We start from the raw sequence: 13,284 nt of genomic DNA on the forward strand, positions 1-13,284 counted from the left end.
CCGGAGCGAATGCGAAGGAACGCATGAAGGGCGCTGCCGGACGTAGTCCGTCGATAGACCGCGCATGGCCGGAGCGAAGGCGGAGGTACGCATGAAGAGCGCTGCCGGACGTAGTCCGTCGATAGACCGCGCATGGCCGGAGCGAAGGCGGAGGTACGCCTATGTATCGCGGCCCCGCTCCACCCGAATGCGCTGTTCCAGGCGGTTCGTCAGCGAGCGCACCCGCTCGTCGGTGCTCAGCTGCTGGTCGAGGACCACGTTCAGCGCGCCGCGCAGCATGGCGTACGGCTCCCAGCCCGCGGGCGCGATCGTGCGCGGCGCGCGCCGGGCGATGCCGTCGGCGATGGACGCGGCGGCGTCGGCGGCGCTGATCCGCTTGTTCAGCGGCCACGGCAGCAGGTCGCCCAGTTCCGCGCCCAGGTCGCCGTCATCGAGCGTGTCATGGGTCATCGCGGTCTCGACGACGCCGAAATAGGCGACGCCCGCGGTCGCGTCCGAGGCGGCGAGCTCGACACGCAGCGCCCTGCCGAACTGCTCGACGCCCGCCTTGCTCACCATGTACGGCGAGCCGCCCATCCCCGGCGCGAACGCCGCGCAGGACGACACGACGACCACGTGCCCGCGCGCGGCGACGATGTCGTCGAGAGCAGGCTGGACGGTGTTGAAGACGCCGGTCAGGTTCACGGCGAGGACGCGGTCGAAGTTCGCCGGATCCATCAGCCGGATGCTCGACGGTTTCGGCACGATGCCCGCGTTGGCCACGACGACGTCGATGCCGCCGAAGTGCTCGCGCACCCGGCCGATCGCGTCCCGCATGTCCGCGCGATCCGCCACGTCGGCCCGCACGCCGATCGCGTCCCCGCCGAGCCGTTCCGCCGCGTCGGTGGCCGCCGCACCGTCGATGTCGACCACCGCGAGCCGCGCTCCCCGTTCGCAGAGCAACTCGGCGAGCGCGAAACCGATGCCGGTGGCGCCGCCGGTGATCATCACGACCTTGCCAGCGACGTCATACTGTCCCTGGCTGCCTATCAGCGCTGCGGGAACCGCGCGCAACAGCTGTCGCACGGTGTGGAAGGTGCTCATCGCAGGCTCGATTCGTAGGATTCGGCGTCGAATTCGGCGACGCGGCGCCGGTAGTGGAAGCTCCAATCCGGATACAGACCGGCGTTGCGGCCGTCGGCGGTGGTGTAGTAGCTGTCGCATCCGCCCTTCAGCCAGACGGTCTCCCTGCTGCGTTCCTCCATCTCGTTCAGGAAGGACCGCTGCACGCCCGGACGCACCTCGACGCGCCGGATACCTTTGGCGCGCATCGTCTTCAGCGCGTCGACGATGTAACCGATCTGCCCCTCGATCATGTAGATGGCCGACTGGTTCCCGGCCGCGCCGAACGGACCGAGCGTGCAGAACATGTTCGGGAACCCGGCGGCGGCCGCCCCGAGGTAGCTGCCGGGACGTTCCTGATACGCCTCGGCGATCGACCGTCCGTCCTTGCCGATGATCCGCTCGTACAACTGCGGCAGCGAACCGAAACCGGTACCCCACACGATGGTGTCGACCGGGTATTCCGCGCCCGTGTAGGTGACGATCGACCGCGGCCGGATCTCCGCGATGCGTTCGGTGACCACCTCCACGTTGTCCCTGGTGAGCGCCGGATAGTACGCGTCGGAGAAGATGGCGCGCTTGCAGCCGATCATGTAGTCGGGAGTCAGCTTCGCGCGCAGCGCGGGATCGTCGACCTGCCGGTGCAGCTGCCACCGTGACAGCGCCTGGAACGGGTGCCGGAACCGCCGATCCACGAAACCGACCAGCCCGAAGCTCTCGATACCGGCGAAGTACGCGCCGCGGATCGCCTTGCCGAGCACCGGCATTCGTCGCAGCAGCGCCCGCTCGACGGCGTGCGTCCGCCGGTCCATCCGGGAGACGATCCACGGCGCGGAGCGCTGGAAGACCGTGAGCCGCCCCACGATCGGCTGGATCTCCGGAATGAACTGCACCGCGGACGCGCCCGTTCCGATCACGGCGACACGTTCGCCGGTGAGATCGTGCTCGTGATCCCAGTGCAGCGAATGGAACTGCGCGCCTTCGAAATCGGCGAGCCCGGGGAAGTCCGGGATCTTGGCCTCGCTGAACGGGCCGACCGCCGAGATCAGCACGTCGGCCGTGAGCTCGCCCCGTTCCGTCTCGATATGCCAGCGCAGCTCGTCCTCAACCCAACGCGCGCGGACCAGCGGGGTGTCGAACCGCATGTGCCGCACCACATCGTGCCGTTCGGCCACCGAGCGCAGGTAGGCGAGAATCTCCGGCTGGGTTCCGTAGGTGCGCGACCAGTTCGGGTTCGGCGCGAACGAATACGAGTACAGGTGCGAGGGCACGTCGCACGCGCAGCCCGGGTAGGTGTTGGCCTGCCAGGTGCCGCCGAGGTCGCTCGCGCGCTCGAGCAGGACGAAGTCGTCGAAGCCCGCTTCGCGCAGCTTGACGGCGAGGCCGATGCCCGCGATGCCCGCGCCGATCACGACGATCGCGCGGTGCCCGGGGCCTGTTCCGCTGGGTGCGGCCATGAAGGGTCTTCCTTTCCGAAACGGGCGCCGTTGCCCGTTAGAGATCGAGGACGAGTTCGTCCCCGAGTGCGCGTGAAACGCAGGTGAGCATGGTGGAATCGCGCTCGGACTCCGTGAGCAGCCGGTCACGATGGTCGATCTCGCCGCCGAGCACCCGCGTCTTGCAGGTGCCGCAGAAGCCCTGCCTGCACGAGAACGCCGTGCCAGGCAGAACTCGCCGGATGGCGGACAGCGCGGATTCGTCGGCGCCGACCTCGACAGTTGTCCCGCTGCGCCGCAACGCGATTCGGAACGGGCTGCCGTCCTGGACGGGCAGCGGCGAGAACCGTTCGGTGTGCACCGAGGCGGTCGGGTCGGTGGCGGAGAGCACGCGTCGCGCGGATTCCATCAGTGGCGGCGGTCCGCAGACATATACGGCGGCACCGCGCGGCGCCTCGGTCATCAGGGCGTCGAGATGGGGGACGCCGAACTCGTCGTCCGGCCGCACCTCGAGGTCGCCGCCGCGGCAGCGTTCGAGCTCGCCGAGAAACGGCATGCTCGCCCGCGATCGCCCGAGGTAGATCAAACGCCACGGCAGACCGCGGTGCGCGCACTCGGTGACCATCGGCAGGATCGGCGTGATGCCGATCCCGCCCGCGACGAACAGGTACGCGGGCGCGTCGATGAAGGTGAAGGCGTTGCGTGGCCCACGTATCCGCAGCAGGTCGCCTTCCCGTAGCTCGTGCAGCTCGCGGGAACCGCCGTCGCCATCGGCGATGCGGCGCACCGCGATTCGGTACCGCAACCGGCTCGCGGGATCGCCGGTGAGCGAGTACTGACGCTGACGTCCGGACGGCAGGAAGACATCGATGTGCGCGCCGGGAATCCAGGTCGGCAGCTCGGCCCCGGTGGGCGACCGCAGCGACAGACTCACCACGTCCTCGGCCTCGACGACGCGGGCCTCGATCCGCAGCTCCATGTCGAAACCCGTGCGCCGCACCGGATTCGGTCGCGACAACAATCCGGCCGTCGCTTCGGCGGTGAAAGTGCGCTTGTAGGCGTCGAGCAGCCCGGCCATGGCGCGAGCCGGGAGCGGCGGACGATAGCTCCCGGTCACGACGGCGCTCACGCCTCACCCGCGCGAGCCGCGGGGGACTGCGCCAGGTAGCGAATCGCGTTGTCCATCGGGCCGAGCTGGGACGGATGGAAACCCGGCCGCAGATAGCGGGGGATCTCGGTGACGAAGGTGGTGAACCGTGGAATCACACCGCGGGCAGAGGCGCTCAGCAGTTGCAGCGGCCAGAGGCGTCCTTTGTCCGGCTCGGGATCCTTGTGGAACAGGTAGCCGCCGGAGATCACGAACAACGCGAGCAAGCCGAAGCTCGCCAGCAGGCTGGTCCGCGCCTTGCGGAAATATCCGCCGTCGACGTGCATGTACGCGTCGTAGACCACGCTGCGGTGCTCCACCTCCTCCGCGCCGTGCCAGCGGATCAGGTCCAGCATGGCGGGATGCATGTGCTTGGCCTCGAGCTTGTCGTTGGTCAGCAGCCATTCCCCGATGACGGCGGTGTAGTGCTCCATCCCCGCGAACAGGGCCAGCCGCTCGCACAGCCACTCGTGCTTGGCGCGCCCGGTGAGGCCGTGATCGCCGAGCACCCGGTCCACCAGCCAGGCCACGGTGTTCACCATCGGGGCGACGTCCAGCCCGATCGCCTCCAGGTGCTTGCGCGCCTTCTCGTGCGAGCTGGCGTGCATGTTCTCCTGGCCGATGAAGCCCTGCACCTCCTCGCGCAGGCGTTCGTCGTCGATGAGCGGCAAAGCCTCGGCCAGCGCCTGCGCCATGGCCCGCTCGCCCTCCGGCAGCACCAGGTGCATGACGTTGATGATGTGGGTCGCCATCACCTCGCCGGGGATGTAGTGCATGGGGACCGAATCGAAATCGAACCGCACGTCGCGCGCGTGAATCGCGTGGGCTTGGTCCTCGTACGCCGTTGTGGTCATGCCGCCGTCCTCGCGTCTCATCGTTGAAACAGGCACCCCTCGACGGTATTGTTGACATCACGTGATGTCAACACTGTCTCCGATATCGAAATCCCGATGTCTCCTATGCCGATTCCTATTGGTGAGGCCGGGTGGGTCGGGCCTACCGTCGGGGTATGGCGAAGATTCTTTTCGTGATGACCGGTGTCGACCACTGGACGTTGGCCGACGACACCAAGCACCCCACCGGATACTGGGCCGAGGAGTTCGTCGTGCCCTTCGAGGCGCTGAAGGACGCGGGCCACGAGATCGTGGTGGCCACCCCGGGCGGCGTGATACCCACCGTGGACCAGGGCAGTCTCGCGCCCGAGGTCAACGGCGGGCAGGAGACCGCCGAGCACCGCGCGCGGGTGGTGTCCACGAGTCCCGAGCTCGCCGACCCGGTCGCGCTGGCGGAGGTCGATCTCGCCGACTACGACGCGGTGTTCTATCCCGGTGGACACGGGCCGATGGAAGACCTCGCCGTCGACGCCACCTCCGGCGCACTGCTCACCGCCGCACTGGATTCCGGTAAGCCGCTGGCCGTCGTTTGCCACGCGCCCGCCGCGCTGCTCGCCGCAACCAAGGCCGACAGGACCAACGCGTTCGCCGGTTACGCGCTGACCGGCTTCACCAATGCCGAAGAGACACAAGCGGGTTTCGCCGACAAGGCGAAGTGGCTGCTCCAGGACCGCTTGGTGCAGATCGGCGCCGACTTCCGCGAGGCCGATCCGTGGACGCCGAACGTGGTCGCCGACCGCAATCTGATCACCGGCCAGAACCCCGCCTCCTCGGCGGGCGTCGCCAAGGAACTGTTGCGGAAGCTGGCCTGAGCACGGTCGGCTACCTCGTGGCGGCCTGAATCGCGCGAGGCGACAGCTGGTTCGAGGCGCGAGCCGCAGCGGTATGGACGGAAGGCCGGCTACTTTCTCGGCCGGTCTGCCTGTTTCGTGTTGTCGGGTTCGAAAGTCATGGGTAGGGTCGTGGTCGACACCAGGGGCGTTGTGCCCGTAGGCAAGCGCTGCCGAGACTTCGGTGGGGCAGGAGGGGAACCGGGCCATGATCACCCTTCGGAAAGAGGACGGCGCCGCGGATCTCGCCGGCGTCACCAAGCTGAGTGTCGGCGTGAGCTGGGATCCTTCGGCGGGCACCAGCGGCGGCGCACTCGGCTGGGCGCGTCGCAAGCGCGGCGTCGACCTGGACTTGGTCGCCATCCTCATGCAGGGCAGCGAGCCGGTTCGCTTCGCGGGCCTGGATTCGCTGGATCCCCTTGGCAACGGTGCGGTCCTGCACACCGGCGACGCGCAGACCGGCGCCGCCAGCGGTGACGACGAGACGGTGCACGTCACCTTCGCCGATGTCCCCGGCGGCATCGACGCCATCATCTTCGTGGCGGCGGCCTTCAAGAAGGGCAGCTCCTTCGAGAAGGCGAACAACATCTCGTTCAAGGTCTACGACGCCTCCGGCGGCAGCAGCCAGCAGGTCGCCGACATCTGGCCCTCGCTGCTCGGCACCGACAACGCCAATGCCGTGGCCCGCGCCTTCCGCAACGGCAACGCCTGGCAGCTGGAAGTTCTCAACCGCAAGGGCAAGATCAAGCAGGGCGACAAGCAGGCCTTGCTCCGCTTCGCGATGCAGTAGGCGGGCGACCTGCCCGAGTGGGTGGCCGTCAGTCCCGCGTATCCGCCTCGGCCACATACGGTTTCAGCAGTTCGCCGAGTTGATCGATGGCCCGGTCGATGTCGATCCGGTCGGGTGTCATGGCGCTTTGCACATGGATGCCGATGGCCGCGCCCACGAGTACGGTCGCGAGGTCGTCGGCGGTCATGGTCTCAGGGAGGCGGGCGAAGCGCTCGATCCACCGCTTCGTCGACTGTCGCAGCCGTTCGTGCAGCGCCACGTATTTGTCGTGAATCGGAGACGTGGGCTTCACCGCTTCGACGTAGAGCGTGACGAACAGCAGCGACGTGCGCGCCATTGTGGCTCGCTTGGCCTGTGCCACGAGGTCGAAGGCCCGCGGTGAGTCCGCCGCGTCGGCGCGGTCGGACGCCTCGAGCAGCGTCTCCGAGGCTTGGTCGAGCACCGCGGCGAGCAAGCCCTCCTTGTTCCCGAAATGCCACGGAATCGAGCCGCGGCTGATCCCGGAACGCTGCGCCACATCGGCGAAAGTCGTCTGCTGATAGCCCTTCTCGACGAACAGGGCGGAGGCGGCATCGATCAGCATCCGCCTGCTCTCGCGGGTCGTCTCGGCGCGTCGATCGGCCACTGCGGTCCTTCCTTCCCGTACCGGTGCGTCGAGCCTAAGCCATCGACCATTGACTAGCCGCTGAACACATTCTATGTTGGCTGACACAGAATCGTGACGGCGATGATCTCTATCGCGCCGATCTGCCAGGTGCGGCCCGTGCCGGCACGCCGATCCGGTCGACAAGTGAGGTGGGTCCGTGGATATCGCAGATTCGGTCGTTCTCGTCGCGGGTGGTGCGTCGGGTCTCGGACTCGCCGTGGTGCGGCGGCTGACAGAGGTGGGTGCGACAGCGGTCGTGCTCGATACCCGGCCCGCCGAATCCGGAGCGTTCCAAGGTGGTTCGGTGCACGAAGTCCTCGGTGACGTGTGCGAGGAAGGCGACGTAGCCGCTGCGTTGGATCGGGCCGCCGAGTTCGGTTCGCTACGCGCCGTGGTCAATTGCGCAGGAATCGATCGCACCGGACTGACGCTGGACGCTTCCGGTCCGCTTCCGCTGGAGCAGTTCGGGCAGGTCGTCCAGGTGAATCTGGTCGGTGCGTTCAACGTGATTCGCCTTGCCGCCGAACGGATGGCGCGGCTAGAGGCCGTGGCGGGGGAGCGCGGTGTCATCGTCAACACGGGTTCGATCGCGGGTTCCGATGCACCGGCCGGACTGGTGTCGTATGTGGCGTCCAAGGCGGGCCTGGCCGGAATGACTTTGGCGGCGGCGCGCGATCTGGCGGGCGCGCTGATTCGCGTCGTCACCGTCGCGCCCGGCATGTTCGATACGCCGATGTTTCGTCGGCTGCCCGATTTCGCGCAGCAAGCGTCGCTGGCGCTCGCCGCGCACCCGGCTCGACTCGGCGCACCAGCGGAATTCGCCGAGCTGGTGGCGCACGTGATTCACAACCCGATGCTCAACGGCGAGACGATCCGGGTCGACGCCGCCGCTCGGCTCGGCGCGCCGTGACGGTGCGCGGTGTGATTCGCCACAGGGTCGTCATGTCGATCTTCCGCGGAAGCGGGTATGCGACCGACTGAGGAAAGCCGACTGAAGGAGGACGACGTGGCCGTTCCGGCTTCGCACCCGCAGTATCGTGCCGACCGCCGACACCGTTCCGGCTCGACCGACGACGCAGGTTCCATTCATCTGACCATCGCGGCATGGATTCTCGTGCTCTCCGTGCTGAGCTTCACCCTGGTCCTGCTGTGAGCCGACGCCCGCGTGGCGCGCCGAAGCAGTGATCGAAAACGCCTGGGCCACGGTGCGGCCGTCGAAACACGCGGCGGCGCACCGTGGCCGAGGTGACGACGAGAGGAGTTCGATCTCGTGGAAGACGTACTACGGCCGCTGATCGTGCTGCTCGGCACGGTCGCGATCACCGTGTCGGCGGGACTGCTGTTCGACTGGCTGCTGCGCTACAGCGCGCGCCGTCGACCCGGCACGCACCTGCCGATGCTGTTGCGCCGCGTGCAGCTGCCGCTGCAAGTACTGCTCGGCGCGGTGGCGCTGCACGCGACATATCCTCTGGCGGAGTTGGACTTACGCCAAGACGCGATGATTCGCACCATCCTCGCCGCAGCGGCCATCATGGCCGCGGCGTGGTTGGTCATCCGGGCCGCCGACGCGGTCGCCGAGAACCTGCTGCGCCGTTATGCCGAGCACACGAGCGAGATCTCGCGCGTGCGCCAGCTGCGCACCCAGCTCGGACTCGTGCGCCGCATCATCACCTCGGTGCTGGTGGTGACGACCGCCGCCGTGGCGATCCTGCTGCTGTTCCCGAGTCTGCGCACGCTGGGCACCTCGCTGCTGGCGTCGGCGGGCGTCATCGGCATCATCGCGGGCGTGGCCGCGCAGTCGACGCTGAGCAATCTGATCGCGGGGTTGCAGATCGCCTTCGGTGATTCGGTGAAGATCGGCGACACCGTTGTGGTGGAAGGGGAGTGGGGGACCGTCGAGGAGATCACCCTCGCCTTCCTCACCGTGCGGATCTGGGACGACCGTCGACTGACCATGCCGGTCTCCTACTTCAACAGCAAGCCGTACGAGAACTGGTCGCGCGGCGGCCCGCAGATCACCGGCACCGTGTTCCTGCACCTCGACCACAGCACGCCGGTGCCGCTGCTACGCGAGCACCTGCACGACTACCTCCGCGACCGCCCGGACTGGGACGGCCGCAACTGGAACCTCCTCGTCACCGACAGCACGCCGACCAACATCGTTGTGCGCGCGACGATGTCGGCCGCCGATGCCGACGACGCCTGGACACTGCGCTGCGCCGTCCGCGAGGAACTCCTCGACTGGCTCGGCCGCCACCACCCGCACGCCCTCCCGAAGATCCCCACCGCCATCACCAACCAGGGCGAGCCGGATCGGGAAATGGCATTGTCCACCAACGGTTCCGGTGAGGCGAGCAGTCGGACCGGCGACTGACGAACGTGGCCTTTTCGGCCCTCGGCTTGGTAGAATGTTCTGTTTATCGCAGGACCCTAGACCCTGGCCGGGGGGCCGTGAAATGCGTCTGCTCTCAGCATTTTTCAGTTTGGAAACGAAGGACAAATTCACCACGTCGTTCGCCGCCATCACCTTGATCGTGAGTCTTGTGGCCTTGTGGGTCGCGATCGGTTCGCGTGACATATCCAAAGAAGCTCTGGCGGTGTCGAGGCTCGAGGCGGCGAACGTTTACCGCGTCACGATGACTCTACTCTGGGCGAATCAGCAGGGTGGCAATGTGACCACCCTGGTGTCAGGCGGCTCGCCCGACGAGTTCTCGTCGGATGTGTTCCTCTCGCCCAGATCGTGGTTGCAAGTCGAGATCACCAATATCGGAAACCGGCCGGTCACCATCTACGACATCGCCCTCATCGCGAAGCCGGAGAACGGCCTCGGATTCTGGATCACCAACGAGGCGTACAGCATTCCGGACTATTGCGAATCGGAAACCGACAGCAGCCGCGACGTGAAATGCTTCTCGTATCCGATACTCATCGCGGTCGGACGCTCGATAAGACTGCTCTGGCAGATGTCCTACTGGGGGCCTCGCCTGATCGAGGAAGCGGCGATCGCCCCGATCCGAGTGGGGATCAACAGCCGGACTGGGTTCGACTTGTTCGAGTCGACGCTGTTCGTCCGCTGAATCGCGCTCCGCGCGTGGGTGTTCGGGCCGCGGCGGCGAGGTCGATCGGTGATGTCGATCAGGGTTGTGGCTCGGGTGGCAGCATGGCTTCGATGTCTTCGAGTGCGGCCAGAGTTTCCGCGAGTTCGGTGTGTTCGGATTCGGAGAAAGGTAGCGCACGTGCTCGGGTGAGGGCGTCGCGGGCGGCGGTCGGGTCTTCGGCGCGGAGCGCGAGTTCGGCGCGGTAGGCCAAGGCTTGGGCGAGTTCGGTCAGCGTCGCGGTGTCCCTGTCCCGCTCGAGCGCGGCGTCCAGGATCTGGGCTGCTCGTTGGTGTTTGCCGTGCGAGTCGCCCATCACGACGGCCCCGTTCAGCGTTGTGGTGAGTTTGCCTGCGGCTGGGTCGTTTCCGGCGGGGCGGGGTGCGGCGGACATGATCCTGATCCAGTTCCCACCCGGGTCGATGACGGTGAATCCGGAGCGATTCTCGGCGTTCTTGCGTTTGCGCGGCCGGGTCATTCGGGGGATCCCGGAGACGAGGAGTCTGCCGTGCGCCTTGCGCATGCCCGCGGCGAACGCGTCGAAGAGTTCTCCGGTGTCGGGCACCAGGACCACGCAGGTCCCGTAAGAATCCTCGGGCTCGAAGTCCGGCATGCCGAAGAAGTCCAGTTGCAGGTCTTCGCGTTTGAGCGAGACGTACGGGTTGGGGCGGACCTGGTAATAGGTCCGGGTGAAGCCGAGCATGGTGTAGAAGTCGACGATCTCGTCGATGGATCGGCAGGGAAGCAGTGGCACGGTGATCTCGTTGGCCATGGATTTCTCCGCTCTGACGGTGAATTGCGTTCGGCTCGACGGCTATTCGGTGGAGTCGGCGGCTTCGTCGGCCATCGTGAAAGCGCCTTCCTCCAAGCGGCGAATGAGCCGGTCGGTCCACTGGGCGCCGGTGTCGGCGGTGGTCAGCCACAGCGACAGGACCTCGCCAACGGGCCCCCACGTGTCCAGATCCGTGTCCGCGGGCAGGTGCGCCGTGATGCTGGTGCGCCAGTCGCGCATCGCGCGGGATCGCTCGCGCAGCATCCGCAGCGCCTGCTCCCGTGGCAGATCTTCGATGAGGCCGATGGCGGCGCCCAACACGTCCAGGCCAGGCTCGCGGTCGGCGAGGGCCCGGCTCAGCAGCGTCAAGTACTCCTGTTCGCCCGCGTCCGTCAGTTCGTACTCGGTTCGCGGCGGGCCCCCGGCCGCTGAGGGGGCAGTCTCGTGCGCTACCAGTAGCCCCTTGCCGGCCATGCTGCGCAGCGCGTGATACACCGAACCCGATGTGGCCGTGGACCATTCGTGCGCACCCCACGACTCCAGATCCGTGCGGACCTGATACCCGTGCGCGCGTCCGCGCCTGCGCAGCGCACCGAGTACCAGCAGTCGTACCGAGTTCATTCAGCCTCTCCTCCTGGCTAGCCAAAGTTGGCTAGCTACCGACCTGAGGCTACGCACACTAGACAAATTTGGCTAGTCTGCGCCGGGTCGTATCGAGTTCGAGGCTGACGGCCGCGGGTAGACGGACGTGCGCACTGTTGCCGTGGCCGGTCGCCGATGAGAGGATGAGAAGGTGAATTTCTCATCGAGTCCAGGGGTGGATATGAGGATCGCGCCGAGCGGCCATTTCGAACTGCATGCGGGCGAGCCCGTCCCGACGTATCCGGCCGTCGCGATGCGCGGCACCAATGGTCGGGCGGTCGAACTCGACAATCCGTCGGCACGATGACGGACCTCTCGCACCTCGTCGCGCCGGAGCGCACCAGCGCTTCGCTGCTGCACCGCTATCTGGGCGACCGCCGCTTCGCGCTGACCTTGCCGCGCGCCGTCGCACTACAGATCCTGCATCCCGCCATCGCCGCCGGGCTCGTCGAGCACACGCATGTGCGGTTGTGGGAGCACAAGAAACGCACGGTCTCGAGCATGATCACCATCGCCTATTCCTCGCGGGATCTGCGCTCCCTCATCAGGTATGGGCACGAACATGTCAAGGGTGTGGACGACGCGGGACGTCGGTACCACGCCCTGCACCCCGAGGTCTTCTTCTTCCAGCACGCGACCTACGTCGACACTCTGGTGACGGCGATCGAAACCTTCGCGCGGCCCCTCACCGCGCTCGAACACGAACACCTCTACGCCGAATGTTGCGACTGGTACGACCGCTACGGCATCTCGACTCGGCATGTACCGCAGACCTGGGCGCAGTTCACCGAGTACTTCGCCGACGCCTGCGATTCGATGCTGCGCCGCAGTGCCCACAGCGACCGCTTGGCCGCGCAGGTGCTGCGCCCCGATGCGTGGATCCCGCGCCGACTACCGGATTTCGCCGTCCGCGCACTCCAGCACGAACGGGCACGAGAGCTGCTGGACGTGCGGTCGGGGACGGCCGATCGCGCCGCACTCGAGGTCTACGCGGGAACCGTCCGCACCGCGATGGCGGCCGCTCCGCCCCGGATTCGACTTGTGCGGCAGGCGCGGCCGGCGAAATGACCACGGTGCTTCTCGCTTCCATGCGGGCACAGCCCGTTCGTGGCGTCGGGTGGCACTCGGGCTACTTCCGTGCCGACTGCGATCGGATATACGGTCACTGTCGTGTCTTTCACGATGGAAATCCCCGCTACACCGATGGCAGAAGCCGCGCTCGCGATCGTGCGGCGATCAGAGGCCGAAGCCATCGTCAACCACAGCGTTCGCAGCTTCTTCTTCGCCGAGCTGCTCGCCGACCACGAGGGGCTACACGAAGATTCCGGCTATGACCGCGAGCTGCTGTTCGCCGCTACTGTCATGCACGATCTCGGAACCGGCGCTCTGGCGCCCGGTCGCGAACGGTTCGAAGTCGAGGGCGCGGACATCGCTGCCGGAGTTCTCGCCGAACACGGTGTGCCGCAATCGGATATCGATCGCGTCTGGGAAGCCATCGCACTGCACACCTCGCCCGGAATCGCCGAACGCCGTGGTCTGCTGGCCTATCTCACGGCCGAAGGCAGCAAGATGGACATCGGCCTCAATGCCCCGGTGACCGCGAGCCATCAGGCAGCGATCCACGCGGCCTACCCGCGACTGCGGATGGTGCGGACACTGACCGACGCGATCGTCGACCACGCCGCCCGCTCGGAAACCGCCGCGCCGATCTATTCGATGGGACAGCAGTTCAGTATCGAGCGACGGGAAAGCGGCGCCACACAATTGGAGCGGCTGGCGGCGGGCCTGATCCCCTGGGGCGAGTGATCTCGGCGCTCACCAAGCCCTTGGTCACGAGATCGGCGATCATTTCCGAAGGGGGTGATGATCGCCGGTGATGACCCCGGCCTCGGTCCGGCGCAGGGGCTGGATCAGTATCGGTTCATGGTCAGA

16 protein-coding genes are annotated in these 13,284 nt (G+C 67.0%); 9 read left to right on the forward strand and 7 right to left on the reverse strand.

Annotated features, from left to right (window positions below):
• Positions 1–159: 159 nt before the first annotated feature.
• Genes CRP45_RS26560 through CRP45_RS26575 form a run of 4 tightly spaced genes read right to left on the reverse strand, consistent with a single transcriptional unit; the run spans position 160 to position 4,538 of the window.
• Positions 160–1,083, reverse strand: coding sequence for a short-chain dehydrogenase/reductase (locus CRP45_RS26560; RefSeq protein ID WP_097247469.1), 924 nt, complete (start codon positions 1,081–1,083; stop codon positions 160–162).
• Complete coding sequence (locus CRP45_RS26565) at positions 1,080–2,558, reverse strand: flavin-containing monooxygenase (protein WP_097247470.1); 1,479 nt, start codon at positions 2,556–2,558, stop codon at positions 1,080–1,082. The genes CRP45_RS26560 and CRP45_RS26565 overlap by 4 nt, the downstream gene beginning before the upstream one ends.
• A 37-nt stretch (positions 2,559–2,595) precedes the next feature.
• Positions 2,596–3,615 (reverse strand): PDR/VanB family oxidoreductase, encoded by a 1,020-nt coding sequence (locus tag CRP45_RS26570; protein WP_097247471.1) that lies wholly within the window; start codon positions 3,613–3,615, stop codon positions 2,596–2,598.
• Positions 3,616–3,662: 47 nt separating this feature from the next.
• The gene (locus CRP45_RS26575; RefSeq protein WP_097247636.1) at positions 3,663–4,538 is read right to left on the reverse strand and encodes a metal-dependent hydrolase; all 876 of its coding nucleotides are present in this window, start codon (positions 4,536–4,538) and stop codon (positions 3,663–3,665) included.
• 155 nt (positions 4,539–4,693) lie between these two features.
• Here CRP45_RS26575 and CRP45_RS26580 point away from each other — a divergent pair, with 155 nt between their 5' ends.
• A complete protein-coding gene (locus CRP45_RS26580; protein ID WP_097247472.1) occupies positions 4,694–5,389 on the forward strand; it encodes a type 1 glutamine amidotransferase domain-containing protein in 696 nt (231 codons plus the stop codon).
• Positions 5,390–5,615: 226 nt separating this feature from the next.
• The gene (locus tag CRP45_RS26585) at positions 5,616–6,197 is read left to right on the forward strand and encodes a TerD family protein (protein ID WP_097247473.1); all 582 of its coding nucleotides are present in this window, start codon (positions 5,616–5,618) and stop codon (positions 6,195–6,197) included.
• 28 nt (positions 6,198–6,225) lie between these two features.
• On the opposite strand, the gene CRP45_RS26590 is transcribed toward CRP45_RS26585, so the two are convergent.
• Positions 6,226–6,822: a TetR/AcrR family transcriptional regulator gene (locus CRP45_RS26590; RefSeq protein ID WP_097247474.1), complete on the reverse strand. Its 597-nt coding sequence runs from the start codon at positions 6,820–6,822 to the stop codon at positions 6,226–6,228.
• Between the two features lie 178 nt (positions 6,823–7,000).
• Between CRP45_RS26590 and CRP45_RS26595 the strand changes: the two genes are divergently transcribed.
• From CRP45_RS26595 to CRP45_RS26610, 4 genes are all read left to right on the forward strand, one after another.
• Positions 7,001–7,753, forward strand: coding sequence for an SDR family NAD(P)-dependent oxidoreductase (locus CRP45_RS26595; RefSeq protein WP_097247475.1), 753 nt, complete (start codon positions 7,001–7,003; stop codon positions 7,751–7,753).
• Positions 7,754–7,849: 96 nt separating this feature from the next.
• A complete protein-coding gene (locus CRP45_RS34045; RefSeq protein WP_179831026.1) occupies positions 7,850–7,996 on the forward strand; it encodes a hypothetical protein in 147 nt (48 codons plus the stop codon).
• Between the two features lie 117 nt (positions 7,997–8,113).
• Positions 8,114–9,217 carry a mechanosensitive ion channel family protein gene (locus CRP45_RS26605; protein ID WP_097247477.1) on the forward strand — a complete coding sequence of 368 codons (1,104 nt, stop codon included), beginning with the start codon at positions 8,114–8,116 and terminating at the stop codon, positions 9,215–9,217.
• A gap of 109 nt (positions 9,218–9,326) precedes the next feature.
• The gene (locus CRP45_RS26610; protein WP_143861545.1) at positions 9,327–9,920 is read left to right on the forward strand and encodes a hypothetical protein; all 594 of its coding nucleotides are present in this window, start codon (positions 9,327–9,329) and stop codon (positions 9,918–9,920) included.
• Between the two features lie 58 nt (positions 9,921–9,978).
• On the opposite strand, the gene CRP45_RS26615 is transcribed toward CRP45_RS26610, so the two are convergent.
• Positions 9,979–10,710 (reverse strand): hypothetical protein, encoded by a 732-nt coding sequence (locus tag CRP45_RS26615; RefSeq protein WP_097247479.1) that lies wholly within the window; start codon positions 10,708–10,710, stop codon positions 9,979–9,981.
• 42 nt (positions 10,711–10,752) lie between these two features.
• Entirely contained in the window at positions 10,753–11,331 is a 579-nt protein-coding gene (locus tag CRP45_RS26620) for a PadR family transcriptional regulator (RefSeq protein WP_097247480.1), read from the reverse strand.
• A 202-nt stretch (positions 11,332–11,533) separates the two neighbouring features.
• Between CRP45_RS26620 and CRP45_RS35010 the strand changes: the two genes are divergently transcribed.
• The 3 genes from CRP45_RS35010 to CRP45_RS26630 all read left to right on the forward strand — a co-directional run bounded on the left by CRP45_RS35010 (position 11,534) and on the right by CRP45_RS26630 (position 13,158).
• Positions 11,534–11,659 (forward strand): hypothetical protein, encoded by a 126-nt coding sequence (locus tag CRP45_RS35010; protein WP_281256220.1) that lies wholly within the window; start codon positions 11,534–11,536, stop codon positions 11,657–11,659.
• The gene (locus tag CRP45_RS26625) at positions 11,656–12,420 is read left to right on the forward strand and encodes an oxygenase MpaB family protein (protein WP_097247481.1); all 765 of its coding nucleotides are present in this window, start codon (positions 11,656–11,658) and stop codon (positions 12,418–12,420) included. Before CRP45_RS35010 ends, CRP45_RS26625 begins: the two co-directional genes overlap by 4 nt.
• 69 nt (positions 12,421–12,489) lie before the next feature.
• Positions 12,490–13,158 carry an HD domain-containing protein gene (locus CRP45_RS26630; RefSeq protein WP_245910460.1) on the forward strand — a complete coding sequence of 223 codons (669 nt, stop codon included), beginning with the start codon at positions 12,490–12,492 and terminating at the stop codon, positions 13,156–13,158.
• Positions 13,159–13,284: the final 126 nt, after the last annotated feature.

Origin of the sequence: Nocardia amikacinitolerans (genome assembly GCF_900215415.1) — a bacterium.
In the GTDB taxonomy this organism is placed as follows: domain Bacteria; phylum Actinomycetota; class Actinomycetes; order Mycobacteriales; family Mycobacteriaceae; genus Nocardia; species Nocardia amikacinitolerans.

Bases quoted from the DNA above. Each gene is read 5' to 3' on its own strand.
- CRP45_RS26560 (WP_097247469.1), bottom strand. From the start codon at position 1,083: ATGAGCACCTTCCACACCGTGCGACAGCTGTTGCGCGCGGTTCCCGCA.
- CRP45_RS26565 (WP_097247470.1), bottom strand. From the start codon at position 2,558: ATGGCCGCACCCAGCGGAACAGGCCCCGGGCACCGCGCGATCGTCGTG.
- CRP45_RS26570 (WP_097247471.1), bottom strand. From the start codon at position 3,615: ATGGCCGGGCTGCTCGACGCCTACAAGCGCACTTTCACCGCCGAAGCG.
- CRP45_RS26575 (WP_097247636.1), bottom strand. From the start codon at position 4,538: ATGACCACAACGGCGTACGAGGACCAAGCCCACGCGATTCACGCGCGC.
- CRP45_RS26580 (WP_097247472.1), top strand. From the start codon at position 4,694: ATGGCGAAGATTCTTTTCGTGATGACCGGTGTCGACCACTGGACGTTG.
- CRP45_RS26585 (WP_097247473.1), top strand. From the start codon at position 5,616: ATGATCACCCTTCGGAAAGAGGACGGCGCCGCGGATCTCGCCGGCGTC.
- CRP45_RS26615 (WP_097247479.1), bottom strand. From the start codon at position 10,710: ATGGCCAACGAGATCACCGTGCCACTGCTTCCCTGCCGATCCATCGAC.
- CRP45_RS26620 (WP_097247480.1), bottom strand. From the start codon at position 11,331: ATGAACTCGGTACGACTGCTGGTACTCGGTGCGCTGCGCAGGCGCGGA.
- CRP45_RS35010 (WP_281256220.1), top strand. From the start codon at position 11,534: ATGAGGATCGCGCCGAGCGGCCATTTCGAACTGCATGCGGGCGAGCCC.
- CRP45_RS26625 (WP_097247481.1), top strand. From the start codon at position 11,656: ATGACGGACCTCTCGCACCTCGTCGCGCCGGAGCGCACCAGCGCTTCG.